Genomic DNA, 18,196 nt, shown 5'->3' on the forward strand with positions numbered 1-18,196 from the left:
CGCAAGCCGTGTTTGCGAGGTGATGGTGACCGAACGTCAGCGCGGGCCAGGCGAAACCCAGCGCATCCCATTGCAAAGCCGCCACGGGGTCACGAACGCGAAGCTGATACGCGCTATCGAGCGCATGGCGGAAAATCTTGAGGAACCCATAAACCTCGACCAGGTGGCCACGGCTGCGGGTCTTTCGCGTCGTCGACTCGAAAGGCTGTTCCGACGCGACCTCGGGCATACCCCATCCACATTCTACCGAATGATGCGGCTTGAGAAGGCCCACCTGCTGCTCATCAGGTCGCGTACCTCGATCGTCGACGTGGCGGCACGCTGTGGCTTCGTGTCGGCGGCGCATTTCTCGAAGACGTACCGAGCCTATTACGGCGTCCCGCCTCAGGAGAGCCGCCAGGTCGCGAGCAAGACAAGGTCGGGCGAGATCGAGAACGCGGCCAACATGAACCCCGCCTTCCAACGCCCTATGGCTTCCGCCCAACGCCGGATCGATGTCCGGCGCACTGCCTAGGGATAGTCACCAAGAAACCCGCGGGATTTGCTTCCTTAGACGACAAATTCCCAGGCCGGTTGCTGGTGTTAAACGACCGATCATCTGCGAAAGATGGTCACACTTTCCTTCGGCAGAGAATCTACTTCAATCCAGTTGTTGACAACCCGTCAGGCCAACCAAAGCGAGCTTCTCGTGGTGGCGAGTATCTCTCTGACCTGTTACCGGTGTTTGTTGCGGCTGGAGAGTCGAAGTTCAGTTGCGACGAGAATGAGAAAATCATGACTGCCAGATTGCTGGAATGGGCCAATACATGACCTACGATTTCGCAACTTTATCGCCCTTTGATTTTCAGGAGCTAGCCAGACAGCTGGTTTCCCGAGAGATAGGTGTGAGACTTGAAGGGTTCGCCGAAGGCAGGGATGACGGAATTGATGGTCGTTATGTCTCCGAAGAGGGTACGATCATTTTCCAGGCGAAGCATTATTTTCGCTCTGGACTTTCGGCTCTAAAAACAAACCTCAAGAAAGAACGCCACAAGATAGATAAGCTGCGGGCGCAGCGATATATCTTGGCCACATCGACACCGCTGACTCCCAATAACAAGAAATCACTGGCCGAAATTATCGGGTCGTCCCTTTTGGGACCCGGGGATATTTTCGGGCCAAGCGACCTCAATGATTTATTGAAAAAGTTTCCAGACATAGAGAGATCACACCCGAGCCTTTGGGGCCAAAGTACAACTGTCCTCAAGGAGGTGGTTAAAGAGGCTCTCATCGACACACAGGGGTCTAGCGCGGAAATAGACGCAGACACTAACGAACGGGTTCGGCGCTTAGAGCTAATGCTTCACCGTCTTGAGGCTAACGGAAGCACGAGACGCGCTTATGATGTGGGCGTCGAACCTAGCGCTCTCATCGAACTTGCTCGTCGTTTCGCTGCGGATGTCCAGGATGTCGAACAAGCATTCCGTGAGCTCGCTCGTGCGGTCGACATCGCGATCGAATTTCAATTTGAAGCACGCAGGGGAGGCAGCACTTCGGCATTTGTTGGCGAAGTATTGGAGCGAATGGCTGACTTGGCGGCCAAGGGCCTCTATGACGAAGCGGAAATAGTTGCTAGTACAGAGTTTAGCCGTTGGGAAGAGGCGGAAATAAAGCGACGCAATTTGTCAGTTGCGGTCGGGGTCAAATTGCTGGACGCCGGCATTGCTCAGGACCTGTTGCGAGGAGAAGTAAAAAACGCGGTTGCGAAAATCGTTAAGAAGGCTTCGCTCAGGGCTAGTGGGCGAGACGACGTCTTCGCCATTCTAGGAGATTACCACGAAGAGTATTTGACCCGGGGTCAAAGTAGCTCAGCAAGCATTGAAATTCGATTAGCTATCGAGATCGCACTTGAATTGTTGGCTCTGGCAAAAGGGCCGGATCAACATGCGGAAGCTCATCTGTGGATAGGGAGTTCCCAATTGTTTCTTGGACAGCGGGAACTCGGCACCTTAACACTGGCTGAAGCTACAAAACATCTCCAAATCGCATCGAGGAGCTTTTACAAGCGTTCACCCGGGGCCTGGGCTGCCACCCAGACCAACCTTTCCAACGCCCTTCGCATCTTCGGCGAGCGGAAGGCAGACATGCGTTTGGTGCAAAAAGGAGCCGATGCGGCACGCGGCGCGCTAACGCTTCTCAATCGTGACCGTTTCCCCGACCAATGGGCAACGGCGGGGCTTAACCTAGCCCTTTGTTTGAAACTGTTAGGTGAAAAACGACACCACACTCACGACCTGGAAGAAGCGGTTGCTTTATTGAATACGGTAGTCGCCGTGTTCACCGAACGACGTTCGCCACGGGAATGGGCAATGGCTCAAGTGAACTTAGGCAATGCTTTGGTACGGCTAAATCACTTGCACAGTGATAATGACCTGCGAAACGAGGCCGTGACGGCTTACCAAGCCGCTCTGAGGGTGCTTACCCCTGAGAACCATCAACAAGAATGGGCATCGGCTCAGAACAATCTCGGAAATCTGCTTCGCGAAATCGCGGTTGCGGAAGGCGATCATGCTAAGCTTGCCGAAAGCGCAACTGCTTTTCGCGCAGCTCTAAAGGTTTGGACTCGCGAGGACAGCCCTTACCAGTGGGCGCGCGTTCAGGAGAACCTGAAACTGCTTGCCAAAGCTGAGTAAGTGGCGGACGCCTGAGAACTACATTTCCATATCAGACATCGTTGCTTGGCTCGGCCATTCGCCTATCGGCGCGCGAGCGTCAGGAGTCGGCGGTAGCGTGGATCGGACTCGAGCTTCTTGGACTTCAACGCGATGTGGACGAGCGCCGAATCGAGCCCGTGTGGAACGACGGCGGCTTCCTCGTCCCCGACTGTTCTGTCGAGCAAATCGAGGAAGGCCTCCGCGTCGCCCTTCGTTTCGACCCACTTGATCGCCCTCTCGTCGCCATCGTCGCCGAGCACGCCATACTCCCAGAGTGACCAGCAATCGAAAGGAGTGAGGTGCGTCGAGATCACGGCCTCCATGGCCGCGAAATGCGATTTAGCGGCCGCGGGCAATGCGGCTAGCGCGTCGGATACCCGACGTGATCGTAAAGAATGCTCCTTCGGCCAGAGGTCCGTGAACGTGGCTCTGACGACCTCGAACCTCCGATCGACCGCGGCGACACCGCCGTCCAAGAGAAACTGTCTCATGGTGTCCACAGCCTGCACACGCACCCCATCGTCGCCCATTCTTAGCATCTGCTGACCTAGGACGGTGGGGATGGGTCCGTTTCGGCCCAGGTCTCTATCGAAAAGAATGGACAGGAAGGCGAGATCAACCAGATTGCTTTCAGAATGGTCCTTGAGCGCGCCTCCGTTGATGACCGCCACCAGTCCAGGTCCCAGGAACTCCATGACTTCCGCCGGAAGCGACCGAGCAAAGGCCAAACCCGCCCACGTTTGAAGGGCAACGCCAATCGCGTCGCGCAGCGGTTCGATGACATTGGACATCGTCCACTTTGGCTCGACAGGGTAGAAATACCCTATGTTCTGGGCCATGAGATAGACGACCACGAGCCGCGAGGTTCCATTCGCCTTCGTAATCTCATCGAGAACCTTCGAGAAGCGTGGCGACTTCCTGAACGCTCCTGGTTTGGGGTTGTCAGGGCAAATCCGGAAGAGCGCATGAATGAGGTCTGAGACCGCCGAGCCGTGGACGTCGTTTTCGAAGCTGTCGATCGTCGGGTCTATTCGGTCGGTTTCAATCGCCGCTAAAGGCCATAATCTCAGCCAAGTATCCACCACGGTGTTCGGCTTGATGGTGGCGGCCCACTGGTTAAGCCACGCGGTCAGAGCACCTAAGGCCCCGACTAACGTTTCTTCCGGGAGGGCAGCGATCGACGAGCACATGGCCTCCGCCACAGGTTCGAACCGTTCCCTGTATCCTTTCTGCTCTTCGCTCTCGGACGCGCGGAAGAACCTCGCCAACATCTCCCAGAGAGGAGCGCTCTCTTCTTTTGCCAACGGCGTGGCAATCAGTGCTGAATAAGCCGCGCCAGGGTCCTTCGCCACCATGGCGCGCGCGACCTTGCTGGCGTCGTCCCAATAGTCAGCGCCGATGGCGGAACGCATGACCGCCAGAGGGTCAATCCCTTCGTCGGCCGGAGCGCTCACTGGATCGGGCGTCCCATGCGTTACGATGACGCCGGGATCGAAGCCGAAGGTAGCGGCTTCCACCACGGGAGCCATTGGCAACAGACCGACTTGTTCGGCGAGCCAATTGCTGGTCGCCTCACTGAGTTCGCCGCCGCTTGATCTGATCCGCAAGAGTTCAACCACGGCCGTGCGGCGAACCGCGGTCTCCATCATCTCGGGCTTCATGCTCGACGAGAAGAGTGAGCGGGGCCGACCGCGGCGTATCCGCCGTTCCAAGGCTTGCTGCGCTTTCGGGCCCACGTCGGACCACCTCAGCGCGCGAAGCTCGGCCATCTCCGGACATGAGTGGTAGACCCAGAACTCTTCCGCGGACAACGAAAGAAGAAATCTCTCCACATCCTCGCCAGATGCGAGGGCGTCGCTCCGTGCCGCAGCGGCCCACATTCTTCGGAAGAGACGCCATGTGTCGACGTCCCACGAAGACACGATGCGTTTTGCCGCCTTGGCATCCAAGGTCAAGATTCGCGCGACGACCGCGTTCAGAAGCTTCGCTGATGGAGCGAGACCGCGACCACGGATGTCGGGCTCGCTCCCACCCGACGGTTGCTGCGCCGCCGGAACGAAGTAAACCCGCCTGACGAGGGAGTCGGTGTAATCGAAGCGCGCCGTTATCTCTCTGATCGAGGCCGCGAGGTTGAGCCCGGAAATCACGCAGGCCGTCAGCGTGGCGGCCAATTCCTTGAGAAGGTTCAAGTCCGTCACCTGACTCAGGCTGATGTCTTCCGGCTTGAGGATTTCGCCGCTCGAAACCGAGGCGTAGAAGAGATCGCGTGCCGACTTCGGCGTTGTTTTTTTGGAAGAACCGAAGATGGAATCCACCGCGCTTCGCTTCTTCACGTCGAGCCAAGGTCGCACGGCGTCCGCAACCAACCGAACGAGCTCCCGCGGATTTGACTGGCTTTTGAATTGCTGTTTCAGCATCAGACGGTCGAGACTGTTTTCGGCGTCGGGTCTGTCCCAGTGTTCAAAGACCCATTCCCAGGCTTGCTTAAATCCAGCCCGGATTACCCCTTCTTTCGCCTCCGCGAGGTTTCGCAGGGCGTGGCGCTCGGAAGATTTGGTCGCGTCCAGCGATATCGCCCACTCCAACATGGCTGGATCGTTGAGCCGACCCGGAGCGAAGAGCCAAATATTGCGACCCGCGTGGTCGGCAACACCGCGACGACGTCTCATGGCCGCCTTCCTTCCGTGCGGAGCTGCTCGTCAATGAAAGTCAGCCATTTGGGCGATGCCTTTGCTCGGCCCAGGCGTTTGACAATCTCATCGCGCTCGAGTTCCGTCGAGCGGGCGAGGATGTACCGGAAGAAGGGCTTGGCGTCGTCGCCGGATGGCGTGTCAGGGTCGAGTTCAGCTATTTGGGCAATCCTGGCCCTGAGACGTTTTTGATTGCTCTTTTCCGGTATCACCTCGGACCAAGCCACCAAGACGTCTTCCAGCAGCTTGTGGTCGTTGGCCGGGTCGTAGGGTATCGGCGTGATGCCTCGCGACGCCCACTCTACGGGAAGGCGCTTGTCGTCTGGCTTGCAGCCGATGAAAGCGTACCTCTTCTTGATGTCTTTGAAGTGCCGTTCATCGCTGGCGATCGCGTTGAGCAGGTACCTTACGGGTGAGTCACTCGCGCTATAGCCCACAAGGACCAAGTTGAAGATACGCGCCGCGTCATAAAGAAATGCCGTGGCGCTGTGCCTGCGGAGATAGGCGTCACCGAAGTCTTGATCCGTGAGGATAACCGACGATCCCGCCTCTTTGCCGAGCGGCAGCATCCCATGCATGTGGAGGATGCCTTGGAATTCCTTGCTGCGGCTGGGATTCGGCATTTGACCCAAGGCCAATGCGGTGGCCGGAAACCGGATTGACGTCGCGGCCCTGGACAGCAGTCGATCGAAGTTCGTCGTGACGAGCAGGGTCCGACCGTAACGCTGGCCTAGTCTGACGAGCGCTCGATGCACCGCATTGGGTTCTACGGTTTGCTCCAAGACCTCGCGGGCAGCTCTCCGGACAGAACTCTCCAGCGACAAATCGACGTCGATCCGGCGCTCCAGCATTCCCAGGACGACATCGAATTCCCCTTGGCTGAAGAACTTGAGTTCGGTACGCTGCTGTTCGTTGAGGACATCGGGGACCTTATCCCAAGTGAGTCCTCCATTCTTCTGCACTTCCTCGATGGCGTTGGTCATCGTCGGATCGATGAGCTTGTAGATGTCCTGGACCAGTCCTTTGAATCCGGGAAGCTTGGACGGAGCCGGATAGGATGCGCCAGCGCCGACGATGAACAGCACGTCGCCGCGATCGCGGGCGACGAGCAATTCTTCCGGCAATCTTGGTAGACCGGTCCCGAGGCTGACGTCCTGATCCAATGCTGAAATCCTGATGCGCTGGATGCCTGTTCTGCGACTCGGCATCACCCCGGCCAGCTTAATAGAGACAGTCTGCAGCACAACCGAATTGCAGGCGGTAGCCTGGAGCCGCAGCGGAACCTAAGCGCTTTAGACATTGCTCACACCCCAAAGGTTCAGCGTGGGAGGAAATCCACCCGCTGCTCGCCGATGTTCTGCAACGACAGCGCCGCCGTCGAAGTCCAGCAAACGAACGATATCAAGACAACCAAGATACTGACATGTGCATTTCCCTCCTTCGCGCAAACGGCCGCTTTTCCCGCGCGGACCAAACTTATCAGATTTCCACAACCATAGAAAAATCAAAATCTCGGAATCCCTCCTCATCGGGATACCCACGAGGATTGCAAAGAACTCGAGTATTTCCGAGCATGTAGTTCTGGCGTTGGTGAAGGTGCCCATGAACCCAGAGCGCTGGACCGCGTTCAACTATCAGTGCGTCCATGTCGGAGGCGAAAGCGGAGGACAGGAGGTCCGTGGCGTAGTGGTGGGAGATCGACCGCCTGGAAGGAGCATGATGTGAAACGACGACTGCGGGGCCGAGGTCAGATTGCCCCAGGAAATCCGCGATGAAGCGTCTGCTGTCACGATGCATGCGAACTGTATTTGTTGCGCGTATCCGGCGACCTGATCGACCGKTCAGCCTGATCTCGTGGTAGTCGCTTAGCGTCATCTCCGCATACTGCATCGCAAATGGCCGATGTCCCATCAACTCGAAGTCCGTCCAGAGGGTGCATCCCGCAAACCTCACTCCACTGATCTCGATCGCATCGTTCTCGAGCAAGTGGATGTTCGGCTCCGGTGCGGCGGCCGCCCTTCCGGCAGCGAGCCCGTCCTGCAAGGACGAATGATAAAACTCATGGTTTCCACAAACGAAGACCACAGGCATGTGTCCGGCGACGTTCTCGGCAAGCCATCRCACGCTTCGGTCTGGTCCTTTCACGTGGATGTCGCCGGGTACGACACAGACGTCCGCGGCGGGAATGCGGATTGGAGTCTCCACGCCCGCGAAAGCAAGATGGAGGTCGGAGAAAATCCAGAGCTTCATCGTCACCTCGTAGAGCCAACGGCACTTACGCCGGGATCGGACCCGAACCTCCAACCGTGCGAACTGAGGAACTCCACGACTTCATCTCCCGACATAGACTTCGCGGCCAGCAACTTGTCAGAGAGTGCACGGATCAAGGCGGCGTGTTCGGCGACGATCTTGGACGTCAGGTCCAACTGGGCTCTCAAGAGGTCGTCGATGCGCCGCCAAATCACGAAGTTCTGGCGAATCCGGTTCAAGGCATTCCTGTCTCCGATTGGTTCCGAGACCATTGTTTCACCCATTCCGTAGACGCCCTCGAACTGGGTCGCCAGGAAAGTCGCCCTCACGAGGTCGGAGCCTTCGGTGCCGCCGGCCCCATAGTCGTGTTCGCCGAAGACTTCGCGCTCGGCGGCCATTCCTGCGAGCGTGATCCTGATCTCTTCGAGGATTGCGCCGCCCGTATGGCGGAGCGTGTCGTCTCTTTCGACCTCGACCCTGCCGATGGACGCCGCATCTACGCCCTCCGGCAATCGATCCACGAGTTGAATGGAACGGACAGCGCGGCCTTGGGCGAGCGCCACCAATGCATGGCCGCTTTCATGAACGGCAGCCGTGACGAGCTTGCCTTGCGGAACTGAGATCAACTTCGGCAAACAGGTGAGGATCGCATCGACACCCATCGGCTGCCTCGTTGAGCGAATGTGGCGGCGCACCCGCTTGGCCATAAGCTCCAGGTCCGCGCCGGACAGACCTTGTGTTCTCGAAGCGATCTCCTCGCGTTTGTCCACCGGCAGCTTCCAGGCGAGATAGCCCTCCAGGATGTAGCAACGAGCGTCGTCATCCGGCAATTCTACCTCGATATGGGTGTCTATGCGGCCCGCGCGCAACAATGCCTTGTCGATGTCTTCGATGCTGTTTGCCGTGGCGACCACGACGACACCCTCGCGATCATGGACGCCATCGAGCAGTTCGAGCAAACCATTGATCGGGCCGATCATGTATTGTGAGTGATCCGAGCCGGTGCCCCTGGTGGTGAAGGCTCCGAATTCATCGATGAGCAATATGCACGGTGATTGATTGACTGCTTCACGGAAGCACTTGCGCATGGCCTTCAACATGTCACCCTGATGCCCATGCGACTGCCATTCCGAATAGGAGCCTGATACGAGAGGCACTCCGCAGGCACGCGCCAACCTTGTCGCGTAGCTTGTCTTGCCCGTACCCGGCGGCCCGACCAGAAGGACGCCACGCTCGACGTCGTTCCATTCGATTTTGCCGGCCTGAAAGTCGGCGATGTCTTGCGCTAGCTCCAGGCCGAAGCGGCTCGCTTCCCCATATCCACGAAGCGATTCCAGTTCACGCCCGGCAGTCGATGGAACTGCTTGACCGATGTCACTGCCGTCGGGGATCGACTTCTCCAACGATTTCAGACGGGAGACCGACTGCTGTATTGATCTGCCCTGACGAAAGAGAATGGTGAGGTCTTTCCAGTCGGCTTGTGCAATCAGCTCGGTATCGGCCGCATCGACACCACCTCTGTAGAAAGTCGAAATTGCTGACTGCACGAGCGAATTGTCGGGTTTGCCGAAAACATGGAAGACTTCGCAGCCGGCGCGCAGAGTGGGCGGAACAGGTGTCTCGCCGTCGAATATCAGGATGGCGCGGCGATAGGACTGCAGGTTGCCACGAATGTTGGCGTCTATGACCTTGCCTCCCTCGAAGGTCGTCACGCTTGACTTGTCGTCGGCTCGGCGGATTCGTGTGGGGTCCCGTCGAAGCAGAAGAGCCTCCGCGACGTTCTCGTAGATGCCCACCTGTGCTGAGTCTTCAACAACGAGACATGCAACAAAGGCGGCGTCTGATTTGATGAAGTGACGCAAGGCTCGCACGATCGAGCAATGAGCCAAGGCTTGAGGTAGAGTGCCGATGTGTTTCAGCCCAATTCGATTTCTCATGGCCACCTCAATGCTCTGACGAGGATGGGGCGTCCGCCATGGGAGCGCCCAAGCGGTACCAACGAGACAATGTCCGCACAAGTCGGTCTTCGATGTTGATGTAATAGACCTGAGATGTGTCGATCACCTTCGAACCCAGTGTCGGATGATCCTGCGCAAAACCAGTTATCGTCAGGACGGGTGTCGCCGAGAGTGACCAATTGGAGATTTCGACAGGCGGCACAGGTAGGGCGCATCCAGGGTCGTTCAATCGGCGCAGGTCTGCAGCGATCGCCTCGAGACGACTGGCCAGCACTGCGCGCTCGTTTGCTCGCGGTGAAACGAGAGGAAGCTCGGGTGGATGCTCACTCACATGTGTCTCCGTTGTTTAGCGGATGCCGCGTCGGGTTTTGACTTCTTTGCGGTGAACCCGCGAATCAATTGGGGTCTTGAAAACGATCGTTATCGCGTAATTAGCGATTTGTTAACTAATAATAGCATTACGCTATTTTTTATAGCGGATTTTATGTCTTTTGACAGACCCCGGCTGGCCTTGTCATGTCGCGTCAACGACGTCGATCAATGGGTTAAACGAATGCCGAGATATGCCTCGTCAGCACAACTTCGTGCAGCGCGAAGTCTCCTGGGCTGGACGCGGGCGGAACTCGCCCAAAAACTAGGTGTCGCCCGTCAAACCATCGACAAGCTGGAGAACCAAGACGACGCACGCCAGATCGCGATGCGACAACGATTGCAGGAGAAATTCGAGGAGTACGGTATCGCATTTCAGGATGAGGACACCCAGGGCGGCGAAGGTGTTCGCTTCCGCGAAGCGCCCGTGGTCCCAGTTGTTAGCAAGAAAGGTTCTGAACTCCGGAGGGCCGAGGACGCCAACCTCAAGGATGACGGAGCTCCGAACTAGCAACAGATTGGGACTGCAATCAATTCAGAAGACAACGGAATTCGCCTGGAGGCGGAGGCTTTTTTGTTTTCGCCCGAAATCCAGCCGGCCATGAACTGTAATGCTGTCAACGGCAAGCTGTCCGGCGCTAAGCTGGGCCCTTCGTGTGACAGCGTTCCTCTACCATGGCTTCTAACGTATCGGGGCGGGGAACGTCCCGCATGCGCCATCTCGTTGAGCGGGATCACGCGCGAACCCACAAGCGCCAATCATGTGGCTGTGTCGGGACCGGTAGAGCCTGAGTCGGTCGCAGGCAACACGTTCACAGGCTTCTCCTGCATTCCCCATCGGCGCATGCCGCCTCCACTTCGGACTGGACCGCGTCTCTGTCCTCGCCGGACATCGCATGCTTGGCCATTTTCAACATCCAGTCGGCATCGTTCGTATCGTAGCCTAAAGGGTCCTCGGGAACCCGATGCAGTATCGGAACATGCCTAGGTGCGTCGTTTGAGATCAAGGCACTGATCCTTTGCGAAGTCGTAACGGCTACAGTCCACGTAGGCGGTATGCGAGGGGCAGAAGATATCATCATCGATGCAATACTTCGATGGCCGAAATAGGAGATAATTTTAGGTTGTATCCCTTTCCATGCGCAATCAAATTTTCCGCGGCTACCTGACGTTGCGTTGCACGCCCCTTACATAAGATCAGTGCCTCAAAAGAAGCCTATACATAGCGCATGGCCATCCGGGCCTGCAACCCCGACCAGCGATCCCGGATGGCCACGCTACGCAATGTAGTGTACACAAGGAGGCTATATAGAATCGGTCGGAAAATCCCTCTTACTTTCAGAATGTGTGAAAACGACGACATCAAGGACGTCTACGGCGAGGCCAAGGGCACCGGCTTCGACACCAAGATCCTGCGCAAGATCATCTCGATCCGCAAGCAGGACAGGGACGAACGGCTGGAACAGGAGGCGATCCTGGAAACCTACATGATCGCGCTCGGCATGGTGGAAGCGCCGCCGGAGGAGTAAGCCCTCCCGTCGTCTGTTTGAACAACCGCCGGACCCAATCCGGCGGTTTTCTTTTGTCCGCTGTTTATCAGCGATCCCACAGGCGCAAATGAATAACTTCGCCTCGCAATTCATGGGATTGCCAGCCGCCGCGATTTGAACCTATGTTGCCGGGTAGCGCTTTCGCGCCAGGGGAACAGAGGGAAGGGAAATGCATCGAACCGGGTTGGCCGCTATCGTCTTGGCTCTTGCACTACCACTTCCCGCTTCCGCCGATTTCTACGCTGGCGACACGATCAAGAAACTCTGCACCGACGACAGCCCGCTCCTGCTCGGCTATCTGGCGGGCTGGATCGACAAATGGGGCCGCGATACCGATCTGCTGGCCAAAGGCTTCGAACAGGAGAAGTCGCCGCAGGCCAAGAAGCTCATTCTGACCTATCTGCAGAAAACCACCGAAGGCATCTGTGTGCCTGACGATGCCGATCTCGGCCAGATGCAGAACATCATCTGCAACTATGTCGAACGCAATACCGGCAAGCGCAAACTCGGCTCGGCGGAACTGATCTCGGCGGCGCTGAGCCAAGCCTGGCGCTGCAAGCGCTGATCGCAGGACAATTTTCGGCTGCGCTGCCGCCAAACGCCAATACCCGCGCAAAACAAAACCGCCGAATTTCTCCGGCGGTTTCACATATTCAGCTCAACTACGATCAGAACCGGCCCGGATCGATCTGAACCGTGTTGCCTTGCGTCTGCTCAGGCTGCTGGCTGGGCATGATCCGGGTGGCGACGCGCTGCGTCTTGATCGGCTTCTGCACCAGTTCCAGACGGCCCTTGGCCAGTGCCCATTGGGCGATCATGTTCTTCGACAGCCGCGCATGCTTGACGATCTGCTCGGCCGTCAGCTTGCGGTTCGGTTTGGTCTTCGGCGTGTCGGCAGACTGGTCCGACATCTGGTCGGCGGCATTGGCCGGCAGGACGAAGGAGCGGGTCACGGACTTCGTGTCGTTCGGCACGTCGATCGACGCCATCTCGGCCATGTTGCTCTTCTGGTCGTTCTTGTCGACATTGTCGAGCGTATCGGTGATCGCGTCGGCCTCGTCCTCGTCGGTCGTGGCATCAGCCTTGGCGGCGTCGGAGGTCTGCGCCGCCAGCGCCGCGATCTCCGCCGGCTTGATATCGCCTGCTGGAACCTTGACCTCGTCAGCCTTGGCCGTCGTTGTCGCAGTCACCGTCTGGTCGGTATCCTTGACCGCCGTGTCATCCTCAGGCCGCACATCCGGCACCGGCACGGCAGCCATGGCGGCCGTATCCTTGGGATCGAGCGAAGCGGTCATCACCGTATCGTCTGCATCGCCAGGCCGTTTGCGCTCGCCGAGCAGCTGCGGGACCGGGACATGATAGGACTTCAGATCGGCGAATTCGGGTTGGTCGGCATTGTCGTCAGCATTCGCCTGGTCGGCGGGCTGCGGCGTCAGCGCGGCCTGCATTGCCTCTTCGGCCGGGTTCTTCTTCTGGCCGAGCAGCGCCGTCTCCAGCGTCGTCGGCTGGTCGTCATCCGTATAGGCCGGACGGCTCTTCGGCACCGGCGCATTGAACGCCGTCTCGGTGTCCTTGCTGTCCTGCTTGTCCGTCTTGCTGTCGTCTTGAGCCGTCAGGATCTGATCGTTCTTATGGCTGCGATCAACCTTGGCCGGCGTCGAATCGATATCGTTATCGGCATCGGCCACATCGTCTTCGCTCTCATCACGACTGGAGAACAGCGCAGCGAGCAGGCTCTTATGATGCGTACCGCCGGTATCGTTGTCGGAATTACTGGACGGGTTGCCGGCGACGCGGATCGAATCCGAGTCGACACGGCGATGATAATCGGCGAGAGCGGCGGCATAGCCGGGCATTACGCCGCCTTCGAGCGGCTTATGCAGCGTCCTGCCGTCGGGAAACAAGCGGGCCAGTTCGCGGCGCGGCATGCGCGGCCAGGCGCGGACATTGCCGACATCCATGTGCACGAAGGGCGAGCCGGAGGTCGGGTAGAAGCCGACGCCGCCGACCTGGAATTTCATGCCGATCTCGCGCAGCTTGGAAAGCCTGACGTCGGGCAGGTAGAAGTCCATCGCCTTGCCGAGCATGTGCTGGCTTTTCTCGGCCACGCCGCGGGTGCGCGAGCGCAGCATCGCATTGGTTTCCGGGGCACGATAGCCGCAGACGACGTTGATATATTCGTGCGAACCGGACTTCTGGTAGACTTCCCAGATCAGGTCGAAGAGCCTGGGATCCATACGGGTCGGCTCGTCGCGGCGCCAGTCGCGCAGGATGTAATTGAGCTTTTTGAGCCCGGCCGGATCATAGCGGCCGTTGCGCTTGAAGACGATGATCGCCTTCTCATGAGTGTGCAGGTGGTAAATCTTCAGCGCCCGGGTCTGGCCGGCCTGCGCCGAGGTGGTAAGCAACCCGACCGCGATCGCGAGCGCCGGCACGGCAATCGCCAGATGGTTAACGACCTTCCGCGTCCATGCGGTCAAGCCCCCCACCATCCGTGAAACCCGGCCTTTGGTCTCTGCGTTTTGATACAACTCGATCCCCGTCCACTGGTCACCGTCCCACGTCGCCCTATGGCGGGCAAATACGTTTAGACGATGGCAAATGCGTTCGTTAACGTCATATCCCCATTTATAGTGAACGATGCACTAACAAGGTTTAAACGCCAACCAGGTTTTTTACCAAGTCACGCTTTATGCCGATTTTAACGCTCTTTTCCAGCGTTTTTTTCCGAATCAGCAAGGCGCTTAGGCGGATGATGACGGGGTTTTCTTGTACGAAACTGAATCGCCGGTCTGTGACATAGGTCAAAAAAGCCCGCAAAAACCGTATTTTTCAGCAGTAGAGCGCTTTCATCTCGAAACGCTAAAAGAAATCACGCCCGGCAAATTTTGTTACCGGGCGTGAATCTTTTTTTAACGAAAAGCAGGCAATTCGATGCGATTCCGCATCTTCCGACTCAGAATTCCGCCTCTTCGAGGCTCGGTTGCTTCAGCGGATCGTCGGGATCGATTCCGTAATCCTTCAGCTTGCGGTAGAGCGTCGAGCGGCCGATTCCGAGCCGGCGGGCGACCTCGCTCATCTGTCCGCGATAGTATCGGAGCGCGAAGCGGATGAGGTCTTCCTCGACCGCGGCGATCGTGCGAACGCCGCCATCCTTGCCCAGACCCGCAATCATGCCGTCGGCGACATGCGGTCCGGCAACCGGTGCGGTATCATGCCGGGCATGTATCCGGGCTTCCGTGTGGCTGCTGCCGAATTCCGGATAGGCCGCCGGCATTTCCGCCGCCGAAAGGCTCGGCACCGGCATCACTTCGCGGTTGCCCGAGAAGATGCTTTCGCCGTTCTCGGTGATGTAGCCAGGAATCTGCGCCGCGATCTGGGTGAAATCCTCCACCGTCAGTTGATCGCCGCGCGCCAGCACCACGGCGCGGAAGATGGTGTTTTCGAGCTGGCGGATATTGCCCGGCCAGTCGAAGGCGGTCAGCAGCGCCATGGCCGGCGGCGTCAGTTCCGGAACCCGTTCCAGTTTCTGGCTCGCGGCAAAGCGCTCGACGAAAGCCCGCGCCAGAACCGGGATGTCTTCCTTGCGCCGGCGCAAAGCCGGAATGGTGATCGGGAAGACATTCAGGCGATAATAGAGGTCCTCGCGGAACTCGCCTCGCTTGACGGCGGCAATCAGGTCCTTGTTGGTGGCCGAGATCAACCGGACATCGACCTTGAGCGGCCGGCGGGCGCCGATCGTCTCGATCTCGCCGTGCTGGATGGCGCGCAACAGCTTGACCTGGACATCAAGCGGCAGCTCGCCGATCTCGTCGAGGAACAGTGTGCCGCCATCGGCCTCGACGAACTTGCCGGCATGCTTCTCCGTGGCGCCGGTAAAGGCGCCCTTCTCATGGCCGAAAAGAATGCTTTCGACCAGGTTGTTGGGGATGGCGCCGCAATTGACCGTGATGAACGGCTTGTGAGCGCGGTCGCTGCCGGACTGGATGGCGCGGGCAACCATTTCCTTGCCGACGCCGGATTCGCCTTCGAGCACGACGGGGATTTCAGATTGCGCCGCGCGGCGGGCAAGCTCCATCACCCGGCTCATCGCCGGACTGACGGCGACGATGTCGTTGAAGCGGATCGTGCCGCTGCGCACTTTGGCCGGCGCCCGGGCGCCGCTGCTGCGGTCGACTTTGAGCGCATTGCCGATCGCCGAGCCGATGCGTTCGGGGCTGACCGGCTTGACGACGAAATCGAAGGCGCCGGCGCGCATGGCCATGACGACCGTTTCGATGCCGCCCTGTCCAGTCTGCACGATAACAGGGATTTCGATGCCCTGTTCGCGCATGGCGTTGAGGAAGGCGATGCCGTTCATCTCCGGCATCATCAGGTCGAGAATGATCACCCCGATCTTGTCGCCATGGCGCTGAAGCGATTCCAGCCCCTGCTTGCCGTTTTCGGCAAGATGGGGGACATGCCCGATCCGTTCGACGGCGTGCTTGAGCAGCCGCCGCTGTACCGGATCGTCATCGATGACAAGAATGTGCGTGTTCACAGATTACCCCCTGTTTTATGGGTCTATGCTCGCAAAATGACAGGCAGGCTTGAAAATCCCGTTTTGAGAAATGTTCGCATTTTAACGAAAGCTGAATTTGCAGTTTGTTGAGAAGAATCGCCGGAAAGATCCGACCGCCGGCCGCTTTGCTTGCGGCACACCGGCAGGCCGGGCCTCCCATGCCGTTTGCGCCAATAGAATGCTTTCCAATCCCGGCCGCACGCTCTAAGACAGCTTCTCGCTGATTTGTAAGGAGAGCTGCCTTGGTTAACGACCGCCCCCCCTTCCGTTTTTCGAGCCGTGCTGAAATTACAAATGCAATGGCCAGCGAGAGCGGCGCAGCATATGCGCTGGGCGACCTGCCGGTGTGGAATCTCGGCGATCTCTATCCTGCTCCCGACAGCGCCGAATTCACCGGCGACCTTGAAAAGGCGCGCGCTCAGGCGCTCGTTTTCGAGGAAAAATGGAAGGGCAAGCTCAGCGACGTCTCTGTCGAGAGCAGCAAGGGTGGCATCGGCCAGGCGATCCGCGAATTCGAAGCTCTCGAAGATATTCTCGGCCGCATCGGCGCCTATGCCGGCCTCACTTATTATGGAGACATGACCGACCCTGCCAAGGGCAAGTTCTTCTCCGACATCAGCGACGCGATCACCGAGATCGCCACGCATCTGCTGTTTTTCAGCCTCGAACTCAACCGCATCGATGACGACGTGCTGCAGGCGATGATGACCTGGGACAAGCTCGCCGACCATTACCGTCCCTGGATCGAGGATCTGCGCAAGGAAAAGCCCTATCAGCTCGACGACAAGCTCGAACAGCTGTTCCTGGAAAAGTCGCAGACCGGCGCCGGCGCCTGGAACCGGCTGTTCAATGAGACGATTGCCGGCCTGCGCCTGCCGCTCGACGGCGTGGACGTGCCACTCGAAATCGCGCTCGACAAATTGCAGGAACCATCGAAGGAGGCCCGAAAGGCGGCCGCCGAGGCAATCAGCAACGTCTTCAAGAGCAATATCCGCATTTTCACGCTGATCACCAATAYGCTGGCCAAGGACAAGGACATTTCCGACCGCTGGCGCGGCTTCAAGGACATTGCCGACAGCCGGCATCTGTCCAACCGCGTCGAAGGCGAAGTGGTGGAAGCGCTTGTCGCCGCCGTTCGCGCTGCCTATCCGCGGCTGTCACATCGCTATTATGCGATGAAGGCGCGCTGGCTCGGCATGGAGCAGCTCGACTATTGGGATCGCAACGCGCCCTTGCCGGAAACACCCGCGCATGTCGTCTCCTGGACGGAAGCAAAGGAAACGGTGCTGTCGGCCTATGGCGATTTCTACCCCGAAATGGCCGATATCACCCGGCAGTTCTTCGACAAGAACTGGATCGACGCGCCGGCTCGCCCCGGCAAGGCGCCCGGCGCCTTCGCCCACCCGACCGTGCCGTCGGCCCATCCCTATGTGCTGGTCAACTATCTCGGCAAGCCGCGCGATGTGATGACGCTGGCCCACGAGCTCGGCCACGGCGTCCACCAGGTGCTGGCCGGCGAACAGGGTGCCTTGATGTGCGCCACGCCGCTGACGCTGGCCGAAACCGCATCGGTATTCGGCGAAATGCTGACCTTCCGCGCGCTCTTGGCGCAGACCAGGGACAAGGCCGAGCGCAAGGCGATGCTCGCCCAGAAGGTCGAGGACATGATCAACACGGTCGTGCGCCAGATCGCCTTCTACCAGTTCGAGCGCAAGCTGCATACCGCCCGCAAGAGCGGCGAAATGACCTCGGAGCAGATCGGCGAACTCTGGCTGTCGGTTCAGGCTGAAAGCCTTGGGCCGGCAATCCGCATTTCCGAAGGCTACGAGAACTGGTGGGCCTATATCCCCCACTTCATTCATTCGCCCTTCTATGTCTATGCCTATGCGTTCGGCGACTGCCTGGTGAATTCGCTCTACGCGGTCTACCAGAACGCGGCGGAAGGCTTTCAGCAGAAATATTTCGAACTGCTCAAGGCCGGCGGCACCCAGCATTATGCCGAACTGCTGAAGCCGTTCGGCCTCGATGCCACAGACCCGTCGTTCTGGGACAAGGGCCTGTCGATGATCGAGGGCCTGATAGACGAATTGGAGGCGCTTGATAAAGCCGGTTAAAGCGCGCTGCT

General features: G+C 58.6%; 12 protein-coding genes and 1 pseudogene. 6 read left to right on the forward strand and 7 right to left on the reverse strand.

What is annotated here, in order from left to right:
- Both AC1D06_RS11935 and AC1D06_RS11940 read left to right on the forward strand, forming a co-directional pair.
- Positions 1–514 (forward strand): helix-turn-helix domain-containing protein (locus AC1D06_RS11935; protein ID WP_477986374.1); only part of this gene is annotated, 514 nt, incomplete at its 5' end.
- Positions 515–806: 292 nt separating this feature from the next.
- Entirely contained in the window at positions 807–2,672 is a 1,866-nt protein-coding gene (locus tag AC1D06_RS11940; RefSeq protein WP_477986376.1) for a restriction endonuclease, read from the forward strand.
- 62 nt (positions 2,673–2,734) lie between these two features.
- On the opposite strand, the gene AC1D06_RS11945 is transcribed toward AC1D06_RS11940, so the two are convergent.
- From AC1D06_RS11945 to AC1D06_RS11965, 5 genes are all read right to left on the reverse strand, one after another.
- Entirely contained in the window at positions 2,735–5,362 is a 2,628-nt protein-coding gene (locus tag AC1D06_RS11945) for a hypothetical protein (RefSeq protein WP_477986377.1), read from the reverse strand.
- Positions 5,359–6,546 carry an SIR2 family protein gene (locus AC1D06_RS11950; RefSeq protein WP_477986378.1) on the reverse strand — a complete coding sequence of 396 codons (1,188 nt, stop codon included), beginning with the start codon at positions 6,544–6,546 and terminating at the stop codon, positions 5,359–5,361. Before AC1D06_RS11950 ends, AC1D06_RS11945 begins: the two co-directional genes overlap by 4 nt.
- A 316-nt stretch (positions 6,547–6,862) precedes the next feature.
- Positions 6,863–7,633, reverse strand: a complete 771-nt coding sequence (locus AC1D06_RS11955) for a metallophosphoesterase (RefSeq protein ID WP_477986379.1) — start codon at positions 7,631–7,633, stop codon at positions 6,863–6,865.
- A 2-nt stretch (positions 7,634–7,635) separates the two neighbouring features.
- Positions 7,636–9,570 (reverse strand): AAA family ATPase, encoded by a 1,935-nt coding sequence (locus AC1D06_RS11960; RefSeq protein WP_477986380.1) that lies wholly within the window; start codon positions 9,568–9,570, stop codon positions 7,636–7,638.
- A gap of 7 nt (positions 9,571–9,577) precedes the next feature.
- A complete protein-coding gene (locus AC1D06_RS11965) occupies positions 9,578–9,922 on the reverse strand; it encodes a DUF6634 family protein (RefSeq protein WP_477986381.1) in 345 nt (114 codons plus the stop codon).
- On the opposite strand from AC1D06_RS11965, the gene AC1D06_RS11970 reads away from it, so the two are divergent.
- From AC1D06_RS11970 to AC1D06_RS11980, 3 genes and pseudogenes are all read left to right on the forward strand, one after another.
- The gene (locus tag AC1D06_RS11970; RefSeq protein ID WP_477986382.1) at positions 9,911–10,471 is read left to right on the forward strand and encodes a helix-turn-helix domain-containing protein; all 561 of its coding nucleotides are present in this window, start codon (positions 9,911–9,913) and stop codon (positions 10,469–10,471) included. The genes AC1D06_RS11965 and AC1D06_RS11970 overlap by 12 nt on opposite strands.
- A gap of 844 nt (positions 10,472–11,315) precedes the next feature.
- A pseudogene (locus AC1D06_RS11975) lies at positions 11,316–11,489 on the forward strand (DUF2312 domain-containing protein); the annotation flags it as partial.
- 190 nt (positions 11,490–11,679) lie between these two features.
- Positions 11,680–12,075: a Rap1a/Tai family immunity protein gene (locus tag AC1D06_RS11980; RefSeq protein WP_477879150.1), complete on the forward strand. Its 396-nt coding sequence runs from the start codon at positions 11,680–11,682 to the stop codon at positions 12,073–12,075.
- A 103-nt stretch (positions 12,076–12,178) separates the two neighbouring features.
- On the opposite strand, the gene AC1D06_RS11985 is transcribed toward AC1D06_RS11980, so the two are convergent.
- Together AC1D06_RS11985 and AC1D06_RS11990 are read right to left on the reverse strand one after the other, a co-directional pair.
- Positions 12,179–13,990, reverse strand: coding sequence for a peptidoglycan L,D-endopeptidase MepK (locus AC1D06_RS11985; protein ID WP_477986383.1), 1,812 nt, complete (start codon positions 13,988–13,990; stop codon positions 12,179–12,181).
- Positions 13,991–14,466: 476 nt separating this feature from the next.
- Positions 14,467–16,050 carry a sigma-54-dependent transcriptional regulator gene (locus AC1D06_RS11990; RefSeq protein ID WP_477986384.1) on the reverse strand — a complete coding sequence of 528 codons (1,584 nt, stop codon included), beginning with the start codon at positions 16,048–16,050 and terminating at the stop codon, positions 14,467–14,469.
- A 320-nt stretch (positions 16,051–16,370) separates the two neighbouring features.
- Between AC1D06_RS11990 and AC1D06_RS11995 the strand changes: the two genes are divergently transcribed.
- A complete protein-coding gene (locus tag AC1D06_RS11995; RefSeq protein WP_477986385.1) occupies positions 16,371–18,185 on the forward strand; it encodes a M3 family oligoendopeptidase in 1,815 nt (604 codons plus the stop codon).
- The last annotated feature ends 11 nt before the right edge of the window (positions 18,186–18,196 follow it).

This window comes from Rhizobium sp. P2_G2 (genome assembly GCF_056403555.1).

What these genes read in the sequence shown, in the direction of transcription:
- AC1D06_RS11945 (WP_477986377.1), bottom strand. Translation starts at nt 5,362, where the DNA reads ATGAGACGTCGTCGCGGTGTTGCCGACCACGCGGGTCGCAATATTTGG.
- AC1D06_RS11960 (WP_477986380.1), bottom strand. Translation starts at nt 9,570, where the DNA reads ATGAGAAATCGAATTGGGCTGAAACACATCGGCACTCTACCTCAAGCC.
- AC1D06_RS11970 (WP_477986382.1), top strand. Translation starts at nt 9,911, where the DNA reads ATGCTCACTCACATGTGTCTCCGTTGTTTAGCGGATGCCGCGTCGGGT.
- AC1D06_RS11980 (WP_477879150.1), top strand. Translation starts at nt 11,680, where the DNA reads ATGCATCGAACCGGGTTGGCCGCTATCGTCTTGGCTCTTGCACTACCA.
- AC1D06_RS11940 (WP_477986376.1), top strand. Translation starts at nt 807, where the DNA reads ATGACCTACGATTTCGCAACTTTATCGCCCTTTGATTTTCAGGAGCTA.